Annotated in this window: 16 protein-coding genes; 5 read left to right on the top strand and 11 right to left on the bottom strand. The window is 45.0% G+C overall.

All coding sequences use genetic code 11. The features are described 5' to 3' along the window. Positions 1-339 precede the first annotated feature (339 nt). The 3 genes from AC6B99_RS23835 to AC6B99_RS23825 form a co-directional block, all read right to left on the bottom strand. Positions 340-672: a DUF6061 family protein gene (locus AC6B99_RS23835; RefSeq protein WP_496664389.1), complete on the bottom strand. Its 333-nt coding sequence runs from the start codon at positions 670-672 to the stop codon at positions 340-342. Beyond that, positions 647-955 (bottom strand): DUF6809 family protein, encoded by a 309-nt coding sequence (locus AC6B99_RS23830; RefSeq protein WP_496664388.1) that lies wholly within the window; start codon positions 953-955, stop codon positions 647-649. The genes AC6B99_RS23835 and AC6B99_RS23830 overlap by 26 nt, the downstream gene beginning before the upstream one ends. A 138-nt stretch (positions 956-1,093) precedes the next feature. Then, positions 1,094-1,273, bottom strand: coding sequence for a ribbon-helix-helix protein, CopG family (locus AC6B99_RS23825; protein WP_332071821.1), 180 nt, complete (start codon positions 1,271-1,273; stop codon positions 1,094-1,096). Between the two features lie 169 nt (positions 1,274-1,442). On the opposite strand from AC6B99_RS23825, the gene AC6B99_RS23820 reads away from it, so the two are divergent. The 4 genes from AC6B99_RS23820 to AC6B99_RS23805 all read left to right on the top strand — a co-directional run bounded on the left by AC6B99_RS23820 (position 1,443) and on the right by AC6B99_RS23805 (position 7,301). Further along, entirely contained in the window at positions 1,443-1,754 is a 312-nt protein-coding gene (locus AC6B99_RS23820) for a hypothetical protein (RefSeq protein WP_496664387.1), read from the top strand. A gap of 504 nt (positions 1,755-2,258) precedes the next feature. After that, on the top strand, positions 2,259-3,260 hold the full coding sequence (locus tag AC6B99_RS23815; RefSeq protein WP_496664386.1) for an AAA family ATPase: 1,002 nt from the start codon (positions 2,259-2,261) through the stop codon (positions 3,258-3,260). Positions 3,261-3,272: 12 nt separating this feature from the next. Beyond that, entirely contained in the window at positions 3,273-5,846 is a 2,574-nt protein-coding gene (locus tag AC6B99_RS23810; protein WP_496664385.1) for a S8 family peptidase, read from the top strand. 636 nt (positions 5,847-6,482) lie between these two features. Beyond that, complete coding sequence (locus AC6B99_RS23805; protein ID WP_496664384.1) at positions 6,483-7,301, top strand: hypothetical protein; 819 nt, start codon at positions 6,483-6,485, stop codon at positions 7,299-7,301. A gap of 113 nt (positions 7,302-7,414) precedes the next feature. On the opposite strand, the gene AC6B99_RS23800 is transcribed toward AC6B99_RS23805, so the two are convergent. Next, positions 7,415-12,730, bottom strand: coding sequence for an RHS repeat domain-containing protein (locus AC6B99_RS23800; protein ID WP_496664383.1), 5,316 nt, complete (start codon positions 12,728-12,730; stop codon positions 7,415-7,417). Positions 12,731-12,813: 83 nt separating this feature from the next. Beyond that, on the bottom strand, positions 12,814-14,388 hold the full coding sequence (locus tag AC6B99_RS23795; RefSeq protein ID WP_496664382.1) for a carbohydrate binding domain-containing protein: 1,575 nt from the start codon (positions 14,386-14,388) through the stop codon (positions 12,814-12,816). 408 nt (positions 14,389-14,796) lie between these two features. Here AC6B99_RS23795 and AC6B99_RS23790 point away from each other — a divergent pair, with 408 nt between their 5' ends. Then, on the top strand, positions 14,797-15,759 hold the full coding sequence (locus AC6B99_RS23790) for an RluA family pseudouridine synthase (RefSeq protein ID WP_099519195.1): 963 nt from the start codon (positions 14,797-14,799) through the stop codon (positions 15,757-15,759). Positions 15,760-15,874: 115 nt separating this feature from the next. Here the strand turns inward: AC6B99_RS23790 and AC6B99_RS23785 are convergent, their stop codons facing one another. The 6 genes from AC6B99_RS23785 to AC6B99_RS23760 all read right to left on the bottom strand — a co-directional run bounded on the left by AC6B99_RS23785 (position 15,875) and on the right by AC6B99_RS23760 (position 22,473). Beyond that, positions 15,875-16,513: a PepSY domain-containing protein gene (locus tag AC6B99_RS23785; protein ID WP_494862988.1), complete on the bottom strand. Its 639-nt coding sequence runs from the start codon at positions 16,511-16,513 to the stop codon at positions 15,875-15,877. A 129-nt stretch (positions 16,514-16,642) separates the two neighbouring features. Next, complete coding sequence (locus tag AC6B99_RS23780) at positions 16,643-17,446, bottom strand: PepSY domain-containing protein (RefSeq protein WP_496664381.1); 804 nt, start codon at positions 17,444-17,446, stop codon at positions 16,643-16,645. A gap of 127 nt (positions 17,447-17,573) precedes the next feature. Next, positions 17,574-19,265 carry a dihydroxy-acid dehydratase gene (gene ilvD / locus AC6B99_RS23775; RefSeq protein ID WP_494862992.1) on the bottom strand — a complete coding sequence of 564 codons (1,692 nt, stop codon included), beginning with the start codon at positions 19,263-19,265 and terminating at the stop codon, positions 17,574-17,576. A gap of 24 nt (positions 19,266-19,289) precedes the next feature. Beyond that, positions 19,290-19,955, bottom strand: a complete 666-nt coding sequence (locus tag AC6B99_RS23770; RefSeq protein ID WP_496664380.1) for a GntR family transcriptional regulator — start codon at positions 19,953-19,955, stop codon at positions 19,290-19,292. 341 nt (positions 19,956-20,296) lie between these two features. Beyond that, complete coding sequence (locus AC6B99_RS23765; RefSeq protein WP_496664379.1) at positions 20,297-21,769, bottom strand: sensor histidine kinase; 1,473 nt, start codon at positions 21,767-21,769, stop codon at positions 20,297-20,299. Then, positions 21,766-22,473 (bottom strand): response regulator, encoded by a 708-nt coding sequence (locus AC6B99_RS23760; protein WP_494862998.1) that lies wholly within the window; start codon positions 22,471-22,473, stop codon positions 21,766-21,768. The genes AC6B99_RS23765 and AC6B99_RS23760 overlap by 4 nt, the downstream gene beginning before the upstream one ends. Positions 22,474-22,516 lie beyond the last annotated feature (43 nt).

The following is a 22,516-nucleotide window of genomic DNA, read 5'->3' as shown; positions in this document are numbered from 1 at the left end:
CCCAAGCCCCCGGCGATTGCAATGTAACGTTATCGAACTTCACTGTATTGGAAGAAGTGTGAATGGATGATTTCGAACTGATTCAAAAGCGATGGGGAATGAATTGATGAATCTCGGCTGTCTGCGAGAGGGGTATTAGGGGCTTCACCCCTAACAAGCGAATTTGGATATCCAAATTCAGTGCTTGCTGCAACGTTGCACGTTGCCTAAAAGAAACCTGTCGAGAAAAAGAATGAGGGAAGCGTCAAGCGACGATGCTTTCGATTGTCATCCGTCCTTGCGACTGGTTGACCTGAAAGCTTCCTCTGCCTTTTACGCTTCCTTCAATGAAAGTTGGCGTTAATCGCCGCGCATCATGATTTCTCTCGCAATAGCCTGCGCATATGCTTTGTCCTGATAGTGAGCTTCAAGCTGCTCTGCCAGTTCATTCTGCTGTTTCAGGTATTCCCGGCTGTATTCCTCAGCATAGCGCTTCAAATTGTTGTTGAGAACCAATTCAGCATAGGTAAACGGCTCATTTTCCTTAAGCCAGATCAAACGGGAACGCGCCGATGCATGCATATCCAAAGTTGCTTCGATCTCGGAGCAGTTGAGGCGACGTGTTGTTCCATCCCCACATACAACCCCCATGACGTCGCTACATTCATTATAATGACACGCCCGTAGCTTCATTTGGAACCAACTCCTCACGCTTACTCATGACTTCAATGATCATGTTGGCACCAAGTCTGAAGCCATGAACAAAGGCAGCTTCAACATGTAAGCTGTTTACGCTCACACATAAATCAGAATACTTCTCAAGCTCACGAAACATCTCGTCGCTGAGTTCCTTTCTCCATTTTTCAGTCATAGCGCCAAGTTGTCGGCTTAACAGCCGATATTCAGGATGAGTCGGCACAATGATCTCCTCGGGATGAAGTTGTCCGCGGTACAGGCCTTCCAGAATCGATTTCATGGTCATCCTCCCATCATTGCATCGCATCGCTTGAATGAGATTCCTGCACATGGTAGGATATTTATGCAGTCTGCTCACGTAGCGATTGCAGGCAAGGAAGTAGCGGTGTTCTTCGCGGGACTCACGCTGCTTCCTTCTTTATTTTTGGAGCTCGTCATACACCTTTTCAATCCCTCTGCGAACGATGTCTGAACGTGTCGTATTTAGCTTCTCAGCGGAAGCATCAAGCTTGCTCATAATTTCCTGATCGACACGTATCTCAATTGTTTTACCTTTGGGTTTGTCAGATGGAGGACGCCCCATCTTTTTGGAGGACATCTCTTCACCTCACTTTTTGTCCTGACAATAACATATTAGTGTCAGGACAAAAAGTCAATCCTCGACGAAACATCGTTTCCGAAGTGTTGACATCCAATAATTTATAATGTAAATTGCAGGTGAAGGGGATATTCCCCGTCAATTTAACTTTATGGAGGAAATTAGCATTATGGAACTTCGAATAAAAATTACAGAGGCAGAATTTGCAGACATTAAAAGTCGGGCGGAAGCAGCAGGATTCCCATCAGTTAGTGCTTATGGTCGTAATCTGCTTTTTCCCCAACACAATTACGAACAGAAGTGGGCTGAGATAAAGGCATACATTAGCAATCTTAATTCTGGCGATGTCTTTTATATACGCGACGCATTGCCTAATTCACCATCTCTCTTCGGGAGATGGGCTTTTGAACAAAGTGCTGATTTAGGAATTGAGCCCGTTGGGAAAGACCGCAGAGGCACAAATCAATGGCGTAAAATTTAAGTTGTATGCTTACCTGTATATATAGATAACAGCTCCTTGGCGTTGTTCACTCAGTTGGTGTAGCCCTCGTAAGCCCCTAACAGGAACACCTCTCCGCCGCGCTGAATGGCTCACTGCAATAACACGGGGGTTCTATCTCATAACATATCGGCTCTGACTGATTAACCCAGTGGTTCTGTCACACCGAAATATCAATAGCCGCCCTTGCTCTTGATTCCGACCGCGTTTGTCTTGGGATAGAATATCGATTCAAAAAATTACTTCTAAGCAGGAAGGATGGGTGGGATTATTTATTGGGAGATAATTAAGAACTGAAGTAACATAGGCTGATGTTCAGCCAACAATTACTTTGACGGTATTTGGATGATGTGAGAACATGAAAGCAAGGCATTTGTTGTCGATAACCCGTTTATTGACTAATTTCAAGGGAAAAATATTACCCAGATGGTCTTATTTAATGGGATAGAAAACTAAATATTCAAATTTTAGAAAGGAAATGTTTATATGAATGCTGATCTATATAAGAGGCTTTTTAAAGCCATCTTTTCAGAAGACACTGTGGCTTTAAAAAAAATTGCTGATCTTATTATTTTAAGTGAACGTGAGAAAAACCATGGAGTTTTGGCCGACTCCCTCGAAAAAATTAAATATAATGAAAAACCCAAAGTTAGCACTGGGTACACACAGTTCAGGAATGATAAAAACAACATTAGTGGAATGGGGACATTACCCACCAGTAAAAGAAATGATATGCAGTTAGTTTCTTATGTATCGCGGGAACAATTGAAACATCATATGATTTTAAATGATGAAATTGAAGGTAGACTCTTGATTATTGAGAAAGAGTACGCTGCCAAAGAACGGCTGGCAAAATTCAATCTGACCCCAAAGAAAAAAGTGCTGTTATATGGTGAGCCAGGTTGTGGAAAAACACTAGCTGCAGAAAGAATAGCTTGGAATTTAGGACTACCTCTATTAAAAGTGCGATTTGACTCGTTGCTTTCTTCGTACTTTGGAGAATCAGCGTCCAACTTAAGATCAGTTTTTGATTACAGCAAAAATGAACCTGTTGTGTTATTACTTGACGAGTGCGATTTTATTGCTAAATCACGAACATCGAGTCAGGATGTTGGCGAGGTACCTCGCATTGTAAATATGTTGTTGACTTTGTTAGATGAGTATAATTCGCCGGGCTTGGTTGTAGCTACTACAAACTTAAAAGTATCGCTTGATGAGGCCTTATTTAGAAGGTTCGATGATATCATCGAGATACCGAAACCTTCAGTTGTTGAGATAAAAAAATTGCTGACAACCACTTTTTCTGCTATTAATGTAAGTAAAGATATCGATTGGCAGTTGCTTTCCAATAAGCTTGAAGGACACTCTGCCGCCAACATTGTATCGATTGCGCAAAATGCTGCTAAGAGTTGTATTCTTGAAGGTTCAAAAATTGTAAGTAAAGAACATATTTTGGGAGTTATGAACAATATTTCTATGAAACAGTAATGAGGTGGAGTTATGGCGATAACAGGGGAGTTTTCACATCTTCCTTTATCAATGGTGCATTACGGAAAACCAAAATTAAGACCTGGTGGAGGTAAGGACCCCAGGACGCTTGAAAACAGGAAAAACCGTGTAGGTCATGGGGGATATATAAAGAGGAAAGCTTCTCAGTTATCTAAATTCTGGAAAGAAAAGCAAGAAGAGCGAGTCAAAGAACATTTACCAGAAATTAAAACTGGAATTCCAATATTATTGGAAATAGACCCCAATAGTGATGTTAGCTTTTTAAAAGGTCTAGGATTTGAAGTTGTCTCTGAGCTTGAAAATGGTTATGTTATTGTTTCGAATGGTGATTTTAATTTTGCTACTTTATATCGGAAAACGGAAGATTTTATCAATGAAGTTTCAAATAGATGTAATACACCTGCTCGTGTATATGCTTTTCACGAGGATGAATCCCGATTTGAAAAGATATTTGGAAGCAATTTGTTAGGCATCTGGAGAACAATAAATGAAATTGATAAGTATGAGGTTGATGTTAGTATCAGTTGCTCTGGCAACATCTTCGAATTAGAACAACCGCCAGCCAAACCCGATGATGTAAGTGAGGAAGAATATAAGAAAAGCAGACGGTTTTTGAATTGGCAGCAAAAATATTACGATGCCTATGATGTGTGGGATGAATTGAAATCAACTCGTGAGCAGCAATTTGGAGAGTTTATATCTCATTATCAAGGTGAATTTATAAGTTCATTTATAGATGGGGAGCCAGTTTTTTTAGAATTCTGTGATAGTTTTTCGGTTAGGGTCAGAATAAGTGGAAAATGTTTGCGTGACTTGGTCTACAATTTTTCTCCCATATTCGCTATTGAGTATGTCGGGGATTTATGCATAGGAACATCGACAGAAAGTGCTATAGAAGATTTTGATCAGGATATTCAAATAATTCCGCCCGATGATGACGCCCCAATTATTGCAGTTATCGATAGCGGAATTCAAGAAGGACACAGGTATATCGAACCTGCAATACTGAGCGAAGACTCCAAATGTTATGTTAAGGGAGCAACATCGGTTGCAGATGAGGTAAGCAATGGCGGGCATGGCACCAGAGTTGCGGGTGCAATTCTTTATCCCTTTGAAGTACCCCAATCCGGTACATATAAGTTGCCATGTTTTATTAGGAATGCACGAGTATTAGATGAACATAACGAGTATGCAATTCAAAGTAGTATCTTCCCTCCCCTCTTTATCAAATCAATTGTTGATGAGTACGTAAATAAAACTGAAAGAAAAACTAAAATCTTCAACCATTCTATTGCTGAAAGAAATTCATGTGAAATCAAACATATGTCACCGTGGGCTACTGAAATCGATCTGCAAAGTTATGATAACGATGTTCTGTTTATTCAAGCGGCGGGGAATCTCAGCATGGACACAATTAAAGATTTTTATAATGTACAGATTCCTTATCCGTCTTACCTGTTTAATGAGCGATCAAGAATTGCAAATCCCGCACAGAGCATGCAAGCTCTGACTGTAGGATCAATATCACATTCTAGTTATGAGACGGAAGATACAATAGTTATTGGAAGAAAGAATGAGCCATCAGCATTTTCTAGAGCAGGATCTGGAATTTGGAACTCTATTAAACCGGATGTGGTTGAATATGGAGGAACATGGGCTAGAAACAAAGAGGGTGATGAAGTAAGACTCACTACTCCTGAAGAAATATGCCCCGAGTTGATACGAGTTTCTCCAGAAGGAGTTGCCCTATCAAGAGATGCTATAGGCACCTCTTTTTCAACACCTAAGGTTGCCTTTATTGCAGCAGAGGTTCAAAAACTTTACCCTAACTCACCTGCTTTACTTTATAGAGCTTTAATCGCACAATCTGCTCAGTGGCCGGAAGGAATAAATGAAAATTTTAAAAGTGTACCAGATATTGTTAGACATATTGGATATGGGCATCCTGATGTTACGAGAGCAACCCAAAATGATGAATACCGCGTAACTTTAGTTACAGAGGAATATTTATTTCTTAAAGAAGGTCAGTCGCACATTTTTAAGGTTCCTATCCCTGAGGAACTGTACTCTGTCGGTGAAGACTATGATATTAGAATAGAAGTTACCTTATCCTATGCTGCGAAACCAAGAAATACAAGGAGAACAATTGGCAGATATCTATCTACTTGGTTAGATTGGAGATGCAGTAAAGTTGGTGAGGATATTAACTCATTTGCAGAGAGAATCCTGGTGACAGGTGCTGCTGTTGATGATGATGGAAACTTTAATTGGGTTATTGGCGAACAAAGTAACCATGGACAAGCCAAAGATTTTTCGAGGTCTTTTAATACACTACAAAAGGATTGGACTATAGTTAAATCAAACCAACTGACTGATAGTTTTTGCATAGCTGTACGCGGACATAAAGGTTGGGACGCTAATATACCCGCCAAATATTCTTTAGTGGTTAGCTTTGAAGCTATCAATCAGGATATTGCAATCTATGAGATGATTCGTAATCTTGTTGAAGTTGAAATTGATAATTTGGAGCAAGAGGTTGAAGTGGAAGAAAGAGCTCAGGAGTAGCAAAGATTGATAACCCATTCGATTTCAAGGTAAAGTGTGAAGTATGATGGAATATGGTATGCAACCAACTATATACCACTATAGAAGATTGGGTGGACATTTATCGCAGAAAATTGAAGCTATTTGGAAACGCTAACTGCTGTTATAAAAGGCCAGCTTCGTTCTTGATCCGAAGCTGGCCTTTTATGCCGATTTGCTGCTGATCCCCATGATTTTAAGTTCACCTCGAAAAAAACAGAATACCGGGTTATTATTTTCAATATTTAGACGCAGTTTATAACTCAGGTAAAACAATCTCCATTGCCAAAATAAAACGAATAGGCGTATGCTACGGGCATGCGGGGAACGTACCGGATGAGATGTTACGTTATTGTCAAAGAACAGTCGAGGGCGTGTCCCTCTACCATCCGTTTCATTTTTGTGGTCAAACCAGACCCTTCTTCCAAAAAAAATTTCGGAAATAAAAAACGCAGCACCGAACTCGAAATAGAGTTTGGTACTGCGACAATCTATTAGGGGACTATCTGTAATTCGGTCTTCTCCTAGAATTCAACTATTCAATCACTGTACTTCTATAAAGGGATGGATTAAAATGTAAATTGGAGTGTAATTGTTTACGAGGGGGATGTAATAGAAATGCTAAGTGAGTTTATCTTACAAACGAGCCGTTTGATCCAACAATCTGATATTCAGATTCATGTTCCAAAGATCATGAAGGTGGAGGGTAACAATCATTTTTTAACTCTCCATGACTCTTTCTCTTCCGCAAAGTTGAATCAGAACTTTCTTTTGAATGTCTTTATGTTTTTTGGTATGTTGGATGCTTATGTGGACAGTAAGTATCCAGCGTTGGTGGGTGAGAGCTATGCGCAGAAACTTCGTAGTTTACCGGATACTAATTTGTCAGAGTCTGTACTAAAAGATGTCTACCGAATCTATAAAGTAATTCGCAATGCCACAATTCATAATGCCGGCAGCATCACGGACAACGGGAATCAAATTTCAGTTCAATACACATTTAGAGGAACCCAATTCGAAATTGAAATCTCGAAAAAGGGACTGCAATTCCTTCACAGTATTGTATACGAAAATATTTATCCTTTTGAACGTAGATCAGTAGCTTATTCGGAGATACTCAGAGTGAGCTTGCTTACGACCCTTCGAGCTGAGATTTCTCAGTTTAATGACGAAAATGGGAGTCTTGGTCCTCAACCACGATGTCAATATGTATATGCGTCTGGAAGAAGGTATCGGCCTACTAATACGCCCTATTCAGTAGAAAATAATCTGCTCACGATTCAGAATCTATATACCATACCTCCCCAAGAAGTCGGCTATTCTGGAGTAGACTATGAGATAGAGAAGGATGGGGAAACGTTCCTGATTCCGAGTGAAGCATTAAATAATGGAACAATAACGCTTGATGAACTTTCAACTTGGGTTCTTAATATTTAGCTTACAACTTGGTGGAAATACCGGGTTTTTTACTATAGAACTCATTGATCTGTAAGAGTTACCGAAATTGAAGCTAAGAAAGGCCACCTTCATTTGATTCCGAAGGTGGCCTTTCAAGCCGATTTGCTGCTGATACCCTTGTTTTTATGAGTACCTCGTAAAAAACAGAATACCGGGTTATTATGCACATAAGTATAGAGATTCTGACTTAATGGGCTGGATAACTGCCCTTCATACGTATCCTCATTAATAAACCTTCCCATCCCTGGATCATACCAACGAGCACGAAGATACTGTAAGTCTGTTGTATCATCCCAATACTCGCCGGAATAACGGAAAGAATTGGCTACACTCTCGGTCGCCTTGACCGAATTTCCCCAAATATCATATTCGTATTCATTTAATATAGCACCTATTGTATCCCGTATTGAAATGATATCACCATGACCATTTTGCGAGTAGTATCCTTTGGTTCCTGTCGAATTTTCCTGCATAACCAGGCTATTTCCACGCAAATAGCTCACTTTTTCCCTAACGGTTCCATCGGATTGTACGATACCTTCCGCAATTATTTGATCACCGTAATAATAATAGCGAGTCGTTACGCCATTCGCCTGTCGCTCCACCATCAAGTTATCTCCGTTATAACGATACGTTACATTGTTCCCATCGGCTTTAACGACTTTCTTTAGGCGATCCCGCTCATCATACTCATAGGATAGATTATCTGTAGGCCCTGCCTCATTATCACTTGATAACGTATTCCTATTCCCCCGATTGTCATAGGAATAAGACTCATTGAATGGAGTAGCTGTCTCGATTCGATCCAATACATCATACGTGAACAGTTTATCAACCTCTGATTGATCGTTATTCTGTTCATTAATACTCGTAATATTGTTGCTCACATCATATTGGTAACTATAATTTAATGTTATACCACCGTCCAATTTCAACTGCTTCAAGTTCGTTAGGTTTAAATCGGTATAACTATATTCAGTCAATAGCCCATTCGCCTGCTGCTTCATTGCAAGCTGACCACCTGCATCATAGGTATAGCTTTCCTGAACAGAACCATTCCACATAACATTATTTAGTTGACTGTTCTTAGTGTAGCTATAAGCTGCAGTATCCCCAAATGGTGTCGTTACACTTGCTATTTGACCTCGTATATCATAACCGTATTCAATCTTCTTACCGTCTGGATAGATAACGGAAGCCAGCTCCGCAGTATATGGCTTATAAGTATATTGAGTTGTCCCCATGCTATCCTTCATCGTTTTTCGTGAACCGTTATCGGTATACGTAAAGGAAATGGTTTCACTCGGTCCTTGCTTCGACAACAACAAGTTACGGTTACTATAAGTATACTGGAATACCTGACCTGTTTTATCAATCAATTTGCTTCGATTACCATTGGCATCATAGTAGATTTTTTCACTATTTTGCTGTGCATCCGTGCTGCGAATAACGCGTCCAAGTTCATCATAACCCTTCGTTTGCACATTCGCATCAGGAAAAATGGTTTTCGTCAGATTACCTGCCTGATCATATTCATAATGCGTCATTTCATTTTTCGCATTCGTAACGGAAGCTAGCTGTCCTAGCATGGTGTACGTAAACGTCGTAGCTTGCTGCTTTGCATTCAGTTGCTGCACAATTTGTCCATTAACCGGGTGATACGTATTTTTAATGATTGGGGTAAGGATTCCTGTCGCTTGGGCCTGTTCTTCTACTTTTTCCAATCGGCCAAACTTATCATAGGTTTCGATATTCTTATAACCAAGTGGGTCACTTGTTATCTGCTTACGCAAACGATCATCGTAGTTTACTACAATTTCTGAACCATTCGGTAAAATCGTTTTGGTTGATCGCTTCCAATTGTCATATTCATAGCGAGCCCGGTTTCCTAAAGCATCCTCCGACCATTCCACACGCCCGTAGGCATCATAATCGTTTCTGGCTTTCATTTCATAGCCAGATTGATTGATTATACCTGATTCTACTTCCCATCCTAGACCATTCCAGCTTGTCTGTGTTTGATATCCTCCCTCATCTGTAACAAGCAGAGTATTCTGAACATCATTATACGCCGCTCTCAGCAATTTACCATCAGGATGCGTAACTTGCTTAATACGGCCCAGTTTGTCATACTGATAAGCCGTACGTGCATTTTTCCCATCTGTGGAGGCAGTCATCATACCCGTGCTAAAGTCATACTCCGCTTTCGTCACTATGGTGCTCTTCTGATTGTCAGCATCTGTCACCACCACTGCTTGGCTAGTAGGAAATGCAAATTGATAGGCACTGTCATAGGCTACCGTCATTTGTAGTGTCTTATTCCCATAAGAAATTGTACGGAAGGTCACATTACCATATGCATCGATATTTTTGTTGTTAATCTGCTGGATAACTTCTCCAGACGCATTATTTTTACGTATTGTGGTTTCAATGATATCCCCTTGCGCATTACGACCAAAGGAAGTGTACAAGAAAGTACCCGTATCAACAGGCGTCGTCTCGCTGACTTGCCATTTTTTCACACTGTCATAGCCGTACGTAGTAGTTAATCCCGCCGCATCCGTTGCTTGCAGCACATTACCATAATCATCATACTGAGCGCTCATGATTAACGTAGAACTAGACATATTATCACTTAAAACGGTTTTTGTTGGAACTGGGACTGGGTAACTTCGACTACCAACATTTTTGCCATACGTATACGCCGTTGTCTTCTGGAGAGTCCCACCCTTGTCCACCTGCTGCTCCAGGTAATACATTGCCCCGGTAGCTTCATCAATATAATCCTTCTTATAGCTAAAGGTCGTTTGCGTCAATCCAAAATCAATTTGTGTGGAGAAGGACATGTCCTGTCCATAAGGACCGCTGAAATCATTTGTATAGAACATAGACTGTCTATTAAAAATCTCGGTTGTTCCATTTTCATAGGTCAGCTTGTCCCGACGCTCTGACACGCGATAAGCCTGATTGGTCGAGCTTTCACCCAAATAACGAGTCACTGCACTCGGCTCATATACATATTCACTCAATGCGCCTGTCGGATGCTGCACACTCGTTAACAAAGCATACGGATTTGATCGTGCCCGCTCTGGATATGCGCCCATTAGATTAAACTTCGCTTCACTTAAACTATAAGAATAGGATGTTTTTCTTCCTTCTGCATCGGTTACGGAATCCAGCAATTCTATGCCTGAGGCGGCATCTTTACGCTTCTGGTAAGTTACGCTTTGGTTTCCTTTTGTCACTACAACTTCGGATGCACTATAGGAGATTGTAATGGTGTTTCCAATCGCATCCTTGATTTGCGAGAGCAGCCTACGTCCATAAGCAGCATCTTGAGCATACAAAAACTGAAGTGTATTTCCATAGGCATCCGAAATCCGAATTAGCCTTCCATCCACAGTAAAATGCTGTTTCATCGTGCCATCCACGGTCGTTACGACATACTGTGACGTTTCGCCGTTGACTTGTACCGTCGTATCCGTTGCAAACGAAACACCTTCCCAATCCATTCCCTTAATCGTATTACCCACAACTTCATAACGTCCGCCATCTGCCGGATAAAAATATTGCTTATTGTTCGCTGTCACTATATGTGGCAATCGCCATGACCAGCCTTTTCCAATTGGATACCACTGTTCATTTAATGGCTTTGAAATATCATTGAAATAAGATACCGTTGTATAAGAACCAACTTGGTAACTCATAACAGTCGCTTGAGGAGAATAGGAGATATAGTAATTATATCCACCTTCACTTTTATAATGAATTCCCGTGCTGCTGTTAACGGTATTTCTGAACTGCGTTGCATCTGTGCTACTTTCAAATAAATCAGTAGTTTGTGGAACCTCCCTACCAGCACCCTCATATAACTCTATATCTACATATAAGTCTCCCTTAGGGGCATACGCATATCTCCATCTTTTACTTCCATTAGGCATCCAACCGCTAAAGTTTGTATTACTAACATAGCTCGGCTTCGTTACTGTACCTCTATAGTTCTGCTCCCAAGTTCTCGTATCAGAACCAGGTTTCGTTACGGTACCCGAATAATTAGCCCGAAACTGTTTTGTACAAACATAATTTTTTGTCCCATTAGTTGGGCAGCTTTTAATAATATCTGGTGGACCCGACAATCTATATAGCGTGCCTTTAAAGCCGCCACTATCATAGATTTTATAATTTGGGCAATCCACACCTGATGAAGTAGCTTGCCAAACCCCATTATTATTATATACACCCGGAATATTGTTATAGCATTCCGCCTTTTCTATTCGAGAAGCAGCAAACGTTTCGCTTCCTGAAATTGCAGTAGCACTTCCAGTAGGATACAGAGTCCCACTATACCCATTTTGATTATAAAGAATATACGTATTTGCAAAATTATTTGTTGTGCTCGTCTTTTTTGCTGTCTCAGTACGTGAATCTGCTGGTATCGTATAACTAATTCCAGCTGTCTTTACTTGATTGGCCTGTGCCTGATCTGCATAGGTTCCTTTCGTCTTAATTTCTGTTCTCATCACTTCCGTATTTAAATCCGGTATTCCATCCCCATTATTATCTTCTTGCACCCATGTTTTCTCCACATATCTCACATGATATTGGGTAAGCAGTTGTTTGCGTGTGGCATTAAATTGGACATAGTATTTATATACACCTTGATTATAATAATTCGCCCCAAACTCTGGTTCATAGAACTGAGAATCATTTGAATCATATTGCCGAGTTAAAGCAAACGACAATCCGTTTCTGCCAGGCAGCGTCATATCTGCTTGGTTCAAGGAAAGGCTGCCCGACAAACTGGAAATGGATTCATTATTCCCACCTACGCTATAAGGCGCCTCATTCATTGAAGTTTTAGAATAAACAGGTGGCTTTTCCATAACAGGTGCAGGGGTATCGGCTAAGGCTTGCATCGCCATTAAGTTGCCTTTTCCAGAAGCACTATTTTTCCCAGCACCAAAATCTTCTTCGTACACACTATCTGTGACCGCAGCATCAGGATCGTAAACACTTCCAGCTACAGATGATTCGCTGAGATCTACCACTGTCGTATTTCTAAAAACAGGATCAATTAAATCGTCGTATACACTTCCTGTAACGGTAGAGGATACGTTTACCTCTGCTGGATACATGGCTTGAACAGCTTCCTCGTAAGAAATACTTTCAAGCTCCGCCTTAAATAGCGCTGAATATACTTGGCTAAGCGTAAAACCAGCATCCAACTGTTGCTGTACAAAAGATTCCGTTACAGCAAATCGGTCTATTACGGTTTGCATTGTAAAATCAATATTCTCTTCTTGCTCTTGCGCGCTTACGGTCTGTCTTTCATAGCCGCCTACGGTTCCTACTAAGAACGAAAGAATAAGTATGATGGCTAGGTTGCGCATCAAATGCTGGAATTTCAACGATGATCTCTCCCATGACTTAACAGAATAGGTTTTGTTATTTAATAGTTAATCTAGATCTCATGTATCTTCCTAATTTTTTATTACTTCGTAATAATGAAATCATCGACATAGAACCCGCCCGTTCCATTTACACTTTCCACATACAAGGAAAGAGAAGCCGCGGTACCGCTATACTCATAATTCCCTTCCATATAGACCCATTCGCCATCCGTAACCGCAGTAGCGCTCACATTGTCATAATCATTAACACCGCTCTGAGACTGGCGATTAATTGTCATCAATAAATCGGTCGAAGGAACACCTTGCTGCAAGCGGAACGCCGCTTTAACTTTATATTTGGTATTAGGAAGCAATTTGCCTGTTAAATTGAGCAATGGTCCCTGCCACTGTGCCGTACGGTTGCTCACTTTCAAGCTGCGCAATCCACTGTTGGCTGTCTCTCCTACATTGGTCAAGACGACTCCATCTCCTTGCGCATTCCAGCCCTGAAGGGTCTCATCTTCAAAATCTGTTTTCACAACTGGAGGTGGAACGACATACTTCTCAACCTTAAACTCATCCAAATAGAAGCTTGCAGAGGCATTAGCACTTTCCATATAGATGTTCAAACTAGCGATTGATCCTGTGAACGTATACTTCCCTTCAAAAGCAACCCAGCCATCCACAGTTACATGACTTGCACTTACATTGTCATAATAATGCAAGCCGCTACCATCACCGCGATTCATGGTTAACAGAATATCAGAAGCTGCTACTCCTTGTGGTAAACGAAGCTTGCCAGAAATCGTATATGTTAAACCTTTTTTCATATAGCTAGTTAGATCTAACGCTGGACCTTGCCAAGTGGCTGTCCGATTACTGATTTTTAAGCTGTTGCCTCCACTGCTCGCAGCTTCCTGCGTATTCGTTACCATTACGCCTTCTCCTAGCGGGTACCAGCCTTGCGTGGTGCCATCTTCGAAATCATGTACCAGCGGTGCTGGCTCTGGCGTATAGGCTTCAATGCTAAAGTTATCTATAAAAAATGAAGCATTAGGGCTAGCACTCTCCACATATAGATATAAGCTGCTTGCCGCGTCATTCAATTGATAAATGCCTTCAAGGACAGTCCAATCACCAGACGTTGCTGTTTTTGTATTAATATTATCGTAGGAGTTGCTGCCATCTGGCATCGTCCGGCGGATCGTCATCATCATCAAGGAAGCAGGAGTACCTTGAGGTAAACGTATGAATGCTTTAATCCGATAGCTTTGTTTCGGAGCAATTTGATTTTTCACATTCAAGATCGGCCCTTGCCATGTAGCGGTTCGATTGGAAACCTTCATACTTCGCATGCCTCCGTAGGCAACTTCTTGCGAATTGGAAAGTAAAACTCCGTCCCCTTGGCCAATCCACTCATAAACACCGTCATTTTCAAAATCTTGGTATAAATCAGGCCCCACTTCAACTGGAGGTTCTGTCGATGGTTCTTCCGTTGTTTTGGTGACCGCAGCGGTTAACCTATTCCCATTAGCATCATAGGTGAACTCTACATGATCCCCATTCGAATACTCAATTTTGGTCAAACGATTTAATGAGTCATACGTATACGTTGCCGCAAAAATCGAGGAACTGGCCAAACAAAAAATAATAACAGCAAGCATACCGATTTTCACGATAAATGCCCTGTTATTATCCCTAAAAATGTGTTCTCTTTTTAACTTTCCCTCTCTTGCCAACCCTTATCACCCTTTGACTTCGAATTATGTACAAACATTACTATATGTTAATGCTTATTATTTTTCCTTAGCTCATTTTGTATAATTAACGATTAATTTGTCGAATGAATAAAATATTTTACTTGATTCGACATTATACTTATGCTCACTACTAAAGCACCCCTAACAATAGAAAAAAATAACAACCCCCTCGCCCATATAGGGCTCTGTGCTTTCCCTATTGCATACACACAAGTAAGAGACGCCTCAGCCCCATCCGCCATTTTTCAACCGCCGCACATAGAATTATCCCTTCCAACCGTGGTATAGTGATAGCAGCAGTGAACAAGCAGGGGGTATTTAAGCATGTCTAGGAAACATAATGAAGGCGGCAAGCCGCGTAAAGCCGCGCAGGCCAAGCAATTCACGGTCAATGAGCCGTCGGAGCTGCTGGCTTTTTTATTGATCCACTTGGCCAGCATGGGACGCAATTCGGTAAAATCGGTTTTGGCGCGTGGGCAAGTATCGGTCGATAAGCGCGTACAAACGAAATATAATTTTCCGCTCGAAGTCGGGCAGACGGTTAGCATAAATACAGAAAAAGCGGTAGAAGCGCCGCCGCTGATGGGTCTCACCATTTTGCATGAGGACGACGCCATTATCGTCGTACAGAAGGATGCGGGACTGCTGTCCATCGCTTCCTCGAAGGACGAGCAGGAGGTTACCGCTTACCGCCAGCTGACGGCGCATGTTCGAACCTTTGATCCGAAAAATCGGATTTTCGTCGTGCATCGCCTGGACCGTGACACCTCGGGTGTCATGATGTTTGCCAAAACCGAGAAGGTGCAGCAATCGCTCCAAAACAATTGGCAGGAAGCCGTCAAGGAACGCTCCTATGTAGCGCTTGTCGAAGGCAAAGTACGCAAGCCCGAAGGCACGATCCAATCGTGGCTCAAGGAAAGCAGCACGCTGAAAATGTATTCCAGCTCCCATCCGAATGATGGACAGCATGCTGTAACCCACTATAAGATGATTCAGGCCAACGACAGCTTCTCCTTATTGGAAGTGCATCTGGAGACTGGCCGCAAAAATCAGATCCGCGTCCACATGGAGGATATCGGCCATCCGATTACCGGAGACAAAAAATATGGAGCGCGGCTCAAGCCAATCGGCAGACTCGGCCTGCATGCGCGCGTGCTTGCTTTCGAGCATCCGCACACCGGCAAGCTGCTCCGTTTTGATACGGGCATTCCCAAGCTGTTTCTTAATCCGTTTAAAAATGCTGCTCCAGCCCCGCAGGCTGGGCAAGCACCGAGAAAACAGCGCTAAAGCTGCATAAGCAGCTTTATGCCTGCTTATAAAAAAGGGAGCATCCGCAGATGCCCCTTTTTTGCCATTCAATTGCTTTATTTTCAAAATAAATATGCTCGCTTGCTATGATTGCTTAATCCTCATCATAATGATCATCGTCATCGTAGTCATCATCATCGTGGTAATCTTTATCCACGGACAGCACTTTTCCCGTTGCTGCATCGACTTCTACTTCAGCTTTACCGCCAGTGATGCGCAAATCGACCTCGTAAATGATTTTGCCATCTTCACGATCACGTTCAACCTTAACTACCGTTCCTCCAACTTTAGCAACCGCAATGGCTCCGGCTTGCTCAGCCGTCTTTAAAGCTGCCGTTCCCGTACTTGTTGATGGGCTCGCTGCTGGCTGATTCACTGTCCCTGCGTTCGACGCTGTTCCTGCTCCAGTTGTCGCTTGATCTGCACGGCGATCGTCGTCATCATCATCGCTGTCATAAATGCCTAGCAGCTTGCCGCTGTAAGCATCGATATGCACATCGACTTCATTCTTATAGGCTCCGCGCTCGACTTCCACCTCGTAAAAGATGCCTGTTTGATTCCGCTCCAGGTCTACACCGTCAATACGGCCGTCTACATGCTTCAAGGCGATTTTTTTGGCTTCGGCTTTGCCGATCAAGGTTTTCGTATTTGAAGCAGCCGTTGCTGCACCGCCCATTGCGCCGAGCGCCAAAGTAACCGATACAACGCCTATCCAGATTTTTTTATTCATCATCATCATGTTCCTCCCATTCTCAAATGTCTCTCGCTTGTCTCACCTTTACTTTACCTGCGGCAAATGAGATGACCATGACAGCAACATTAGAATTTGATGATAAAAAGCTGAGCTGGCGCTCATTTACACTTAGTCGTCTTCTCGATCGTCATCGTCCTCATCCCATGTGATAGACATAATGGCTCCCGTTACAGCATGTACCTGTACCGTTGCCTCACGGTCGTCTGGCGTGTCGATTTCAACTAAATAATACCGGCTGCGATCGGAGCTTTTCAGCTCAATGTCCTCCACCTTGCCTTTAATTTGCTTGAGCGCAATCGCTTCCGCTTCATCTGGAGATATGCCCTGCTTGGCAGGTGACGCCGCTGGCGTTTTTCCTCCGTTACCGTTACCCTCACTAAGCTTCGGGCTTGGTTTGGGGCTTGAATTTGGTGCCGGACTTGTGTTTTGCCCTGAACTCGAATTGGGTCCCGGACTTAAACTTGGCTCTGGGCTGGGATTTGGCGCTGGACGTATGCTTGGCTCCGTGCCAGGCGTTGCCACTGGGCTCTGGCCCAGCGTCGGCTCTGCCGCTTGCTCTGAAGCTGAGGGATCAGTTGGCTGATTTGATGAGGAAATAGGAGGTGTTTCCCCAGCAGCAGGCAGCCCGCCATCTATTAGCTTTATCGAAACGATGCCTCCGCCTTTCGCATCGACAGCGACATCGTACATACCCTTCTCAGCCTGCAGCTTAACTTCATAGACGTTGTCGCCCAGCTTAGCGCTAACGATTTTCCCCGTATATTGCTGAAGAACCTGCTCGCTTGCTTGCTCCTCCGAAATAGAAGGCCGCGCGTCAGCAACGGATTGCCACCATAATCCTCCCGCTATACAGACAATGACCATACAAGCTATCGTTATACCAAGCATCAGTTTCTTTCGCTGTTGTCCCATCGTTACACCCCATTTAGATCAGAAACATGCCTTTCAAGCTCATAGCTCGAAAGGCATGCTGTATTACAACCTATTATATAACCTGTGGATTAGAATTTGGTGAGAACTACAACCTAGTCCATGCTGTTTACAAATCCAGATCGGTTACCGCGCCTTTTGAAGCGGAGGATACGAGCCGGGCATATTTGCCGAGCACGCCTGTTCTTACTTTGAGCGGCGGCTGCACCCACTTCGCAAGTCTCGACTCAAATTCCTGCGACGAAATTTCCATGTTCATTTCCTGCGTCTCGCTGTCGATCGTAATGATATCGCCCTCTTGCAGCAAGCCGATTGGCCCGCCAACCTGGGCCTCAGGCGTGACGTGTCCGACAACAAAGCCGTGCGAGCCGCCCGAGAAGCGGCCATCGGTCATAAGCGCAACTTCGCCGCCGAGCCCTTTTCCGCTAATCATCGCCGTAATGGAGAGCATTTCCGGCATGCCGGGTCCGCCCTTCGGCCCGACATAACGAATGACGAGCACATCGCCTTTTTTGATGTCATCACGCGCAATCGCATCGGCAGCCTCCTGCTCGCTGTCGTATACTCGGGCGGGGCCGCTAAAACGCATCTTTTTAAGGCCCGACATTTTAGCCACTGCCCCTTCAGGCGCCAAATTGCCTTTCAAAACAACCAAAGGTCCTGTCGGCTTTAATGGCTGCTCGAAGGAACGAATCACATCCTGTCCGCTGTCCAGCGGATCGGCTTCCGCCAAATTCTCTGCAAGCGTTTTGCCCGTGACGGTCATGCAGTCTCCGTGCAGCAGCCCTTTTTCAAGCAGCAGCTTCATCACGCCCGGCACACCGCCGATATTGTTCAAATCCTGCATGACATATTTGCCGCTTGGCTTCAAATCGGCCAGATGGGGAACGCGGCTGCGCACCCGTTCAAAATCATCCAGCGTCAGCTTCACGCCAGCCGAATGCGCGATCGCCAGCAGATGGAGCAGCGCATTGGTTGAACCGCCGAGCGCCATCACGACGGTGATCGCATTTTCGAAAGCTTTCAGCGTCATAATGTCGCGGGGCCGAATATTTTTTCTCAGCAGCTCAATAACCGCTTTGCCCGCTTCCGTACATTCCACCGATTTATTCGGGGCAATGGCTGGCGTGGAGGAGGAGCCGGGGAGCGCCATGCCCATCGCTTCTGCCGCCGAAGCCATCGTATTCGCCGTATACATTCCGCCGCAGGCGCCAGCGCCTGGACATACGCTGCACTCTACCTCATGCAGCTCCTCATCCGTCAGCTGCCCTTCCTGATATTTCCCTACTGCTTCAAAGGCAGTAACGATATCAACATCCTTGCCGTGCAGCTTGCCTGGCTGAATCGTGCCGCCATATACATAAACAGACGGAAGGTTCATCCGCCCAATGGCCATCAGGCAGGCCGGAGTATTTTTATCACAGCCGCCAATCGCCACCAGCCCGTCAAACCGCTCAGCATTAACGACCAGTTCAATGGAATCGGCAATCGTTTCCCGGCTCGGCAGCGAGAACAGCATCCCCTCATGTCCCATTGAAATGCCATCCGACACCGTAATGGTATTAAAAATAAGCGGAGCCCCGCCGTGCTGCTTGACCCCCGCCTTCGCTTCCCGCGCCAGCTGGTCGATATGAATGTTGCAAGGCGTTACTTCGCTCCATGTGCTGGCGACGCCAACCATCGGTTTTTTGAAATCCTCATCCTGAAACCCTACCGCCCGCAGCATGGCCCGGTTCGGCATCCGGTTTACCCCTTCGCTTATATCCTTGCTGCGTCCACGCAAATCTTCCTTCTCGGACATGTCCATCCATCCCCTCATCGTTGGTTAAATAATGGCATAAAGCTCGCGCATAGGGCGCAATAAATTTTGCTTCATCATGGCTTCCGCCCGTTCAGGGTCGCCAGCCTCCATAGCTTCAATAATTGCCTGATGTTCTTCGACTGATACATGCGTCGCCTGAACAGGCTGTTTTAGAAACACATATTTAAAGCGGCGAATATGTACCTGAAGCGAAGCGCTGTAAGAGGCCAGGTATTCATTATCTGCTGCTTCCACGATCACATTATGAAACTGCTCGTCCAGCTCCATCGCCTGAAAGGGCAGCCCCTGTTCAATCGCCGCTGAGAATTCGGCATTCAGCTGCTTCAGCTGCTCAATTTGTTCGGGCACAATGACACTGGCAGCCGTCTCTGCCGCTAAAGCGTGCAAGGAGGCCAGCGTCGAATACATTTTCAAAATATCGGATTTCTCCAAGCTTTTGACCTTCGTATAGTTGCCCGGATGCACCTCCACGAGCTTCTGCACTTCAAGAATTTGCAATGCTTCGCGGACAGGCGTCCTGCTGACCCCTAAAGCTTCCGCCAGCTCTGCATCGCCAATCTTCTCGCCGGGAAGCAAGGTACCATCAATAATCCATCGCTGAATTTGGGAAAGCGCTCGTTCTTTCGCTGAAATTTTAATCGGTGTTGTAAAATGGCTCGGAATAGGCATGCGCATCTTCCTTTCTTGTATGTAATATATCGCATACATATACGTATATCAATCTTTTTTTTATCCATTCCTTTCTTTACCCGTTTAGACAAGGTGAAACGGCTTTCGCCGTCCTCTGGCGGCGCAGCGCGTTTCAGTCCGAGAAATATAGAGAGAGGATGAGAAAATCATTTCCTTTCCTATATTTCAAGGTGAAACGGCTTTCGCCGTCCTCTGGCGGCGCGGCGCGTTTCAGTCCGAGAAATATAGAGAGAGGATGAGAAAATCATTTCCTTTCCTATATAAAAAAAGAAAGCAGCCCCTCCGGACTGCTTCGGGCTGCTTCTAGCATCGGGTAGCTGTTATTTTCCAGCTTCCGTTCTTTTCACTTTAATCGTCGCCGTCGTTCCGACGCCCTCCTCGCTTGCAAGCGTTAGGCTTGCGCCAATAGCTGCGGCGATTTCCTTCGCCAACGCGAGGCCAAGACCGGCACCGCCAACGTCCTGGCGGCTTCTTGCCTCATCGACCCGGTAAAAGCGGTCGAATACTTTAGACAGCACCGCTTGCGGAATGCCGATGCCCCGGTCAATGACCCGGATCACGCTGTAATCGCCGCTCGCGCCAATTTCCAGCGTAATCGCAGCGCTGCTGTATTTGCGCGCATTATCCAGCAGGATGAACAGCAATTGGCGCAGCTTATTCGCATCGGCATACCCGTAAATGCCCGGCATCCCGCCTTCCACCCCGATCTCCGAAGATGGCAGATACTCCACTGCCTCTAAGTCTGCCCGTTCCAGCTTGCCGCCACTGCTTTCGCTGCCCCTGCTGCTTGCGCTTGCAAGTCGCACCTGAATATCCCGTCCATACGCCTTCTGGAAGGCTTTGGACGACTCGCCGGCGAGCTGCGCCAGATCAACGCTCTCCATCGTTAAGTTCCACTGCTCCTTGTTGCGGGCCAGCATCAGCAGCTGTTCGGTCATCTCCTTCATTCGCACCGCCTCGGAGTGTATCGCATCGATCGATTCGACGAACAGGTCGGGACGATCCAGCCCCCGGCGCTTCAATAAGCTGGCGTAGCTTTCAATGACCGTAAGCGGCGTTTTTAGCTCATGGGAGGCATTCGAAACAAACTGCTCCTGCTTCTCAAAATTCGTTTCCAGCAAGGCGATCATCTCATTGAAGGTCGCTCCCATTTCCGCAAGCTCATCCTGCGACTGGCCTTCCGGCTGGATTTTGATAAACGTGCCGCTGCGCTGGATTGCCCGCATCGTATGCGTCATATGGGCGATGGGACGCACGATGATGCTTCCGAGCAGACGCCCTGAAGCCACAACAGGAATCATCGCGATGGCCGTTACCGCCAGCAAAACAATTTGCAGCACCTTCAGCTGGTCTGCCGTGCCCTGCACACTTTCCGTCACCTGAATATTGACGACCGCGCCATCCGTCCAAATGACGGGAATCGATACAAGCGCGTAGCTATTCCCCTTGAAATCAATGTTTTCAATCCGCTTCTCCGCTGCATAAACAGCTTCCCGCTCGCTAAGCAGCTGCTCGCCTGGCGCAGTGACCAGCAGCTTGTCCGCCCCTTCGGCTGTCACCATGCGCAGCATGCCATTCAAGGGCACATACGCACGCAGCAAATCTGCGGTCGGCACCGTCCCGGCCGACTTCAGCATGCCTTCGGAAATTTTCAGCGCTTCTGCCTCCACCCGCTCCATTTGGCTTGTCATCGTCAATTTGCTGAATAGCGCATAAACGGACAAGTTCATAGCTACGAGCAAAACCGCGAATAAGGCAGAGGAATAAAGATGAATCCGGCTGCGCAGCTTCATTGCGCTTCCTTGAGCACGTAGCCGACTCCGCGCACCGTATGGATGAGCTCGCTGGCAAAGCCTGTATCGACCTTTTTGCGCACATAGCGAATGTACACATCAACGACGTTCGTGTCGCCGTAGTAATCGTAGCCCCAGACTGCCTCAACTATTTGCTCGCGCCCCAGCACTTGGCGCTGATGCTTCAGCAGGTAGCTGAGCAAATCAAATTCGCGCGGCGTCAGCTCGATGCTTTTGCCCGAACGAATAACCTCGCGCGTCGTCTCATTCAGCTTTAAATCGCCAGCCAGCAGCCATGTCCCGTCCACTAATTGTGCGCCGCCTGCCTCTGCGGGAATCAAGCGCTGTCTAAGTGCCGCCCGAATTCTCGCCAGCAGCTCCTCAATTTGAAAAGGCTTCGTCATATAATCGTTAGCGCCCAGATCAAGCCCAGACACCTTGTCCTCTACGGAGCTTTTCGCCGTCAGCAAAATAACAGGCGTAGCAGCATCGGTCGCCCGGATTCGCCGTAAAATTTCGATGCCGCTAATGCCTGGAAGCATAACGTCAAGCAATACTAAATCCCATTCGCCTGTTCGGTACAGCTCAAGCGCCTGCAAGCCGTCATTCGCCTTGGAGACGCGATAACCTTCCGCTTCCAGCTCAATCTCCAGCACCCGGGCGATTTTTTGCTCATCCTCTACAATTAATATGGACTCATTCATTGCTGTCCCTCCCTGTCTCTCCGCTCCTGCCCACATCCTCAAT

The sequence above is a fragment of the Paenibacillus liaoningensis genome (assembly GCF_059609455.1).
The sequence above is the reverse complement of the archived record's forward strand: the minus strand, read 5'-3'. Positions and strand labels throughout refer to the sequence as shown.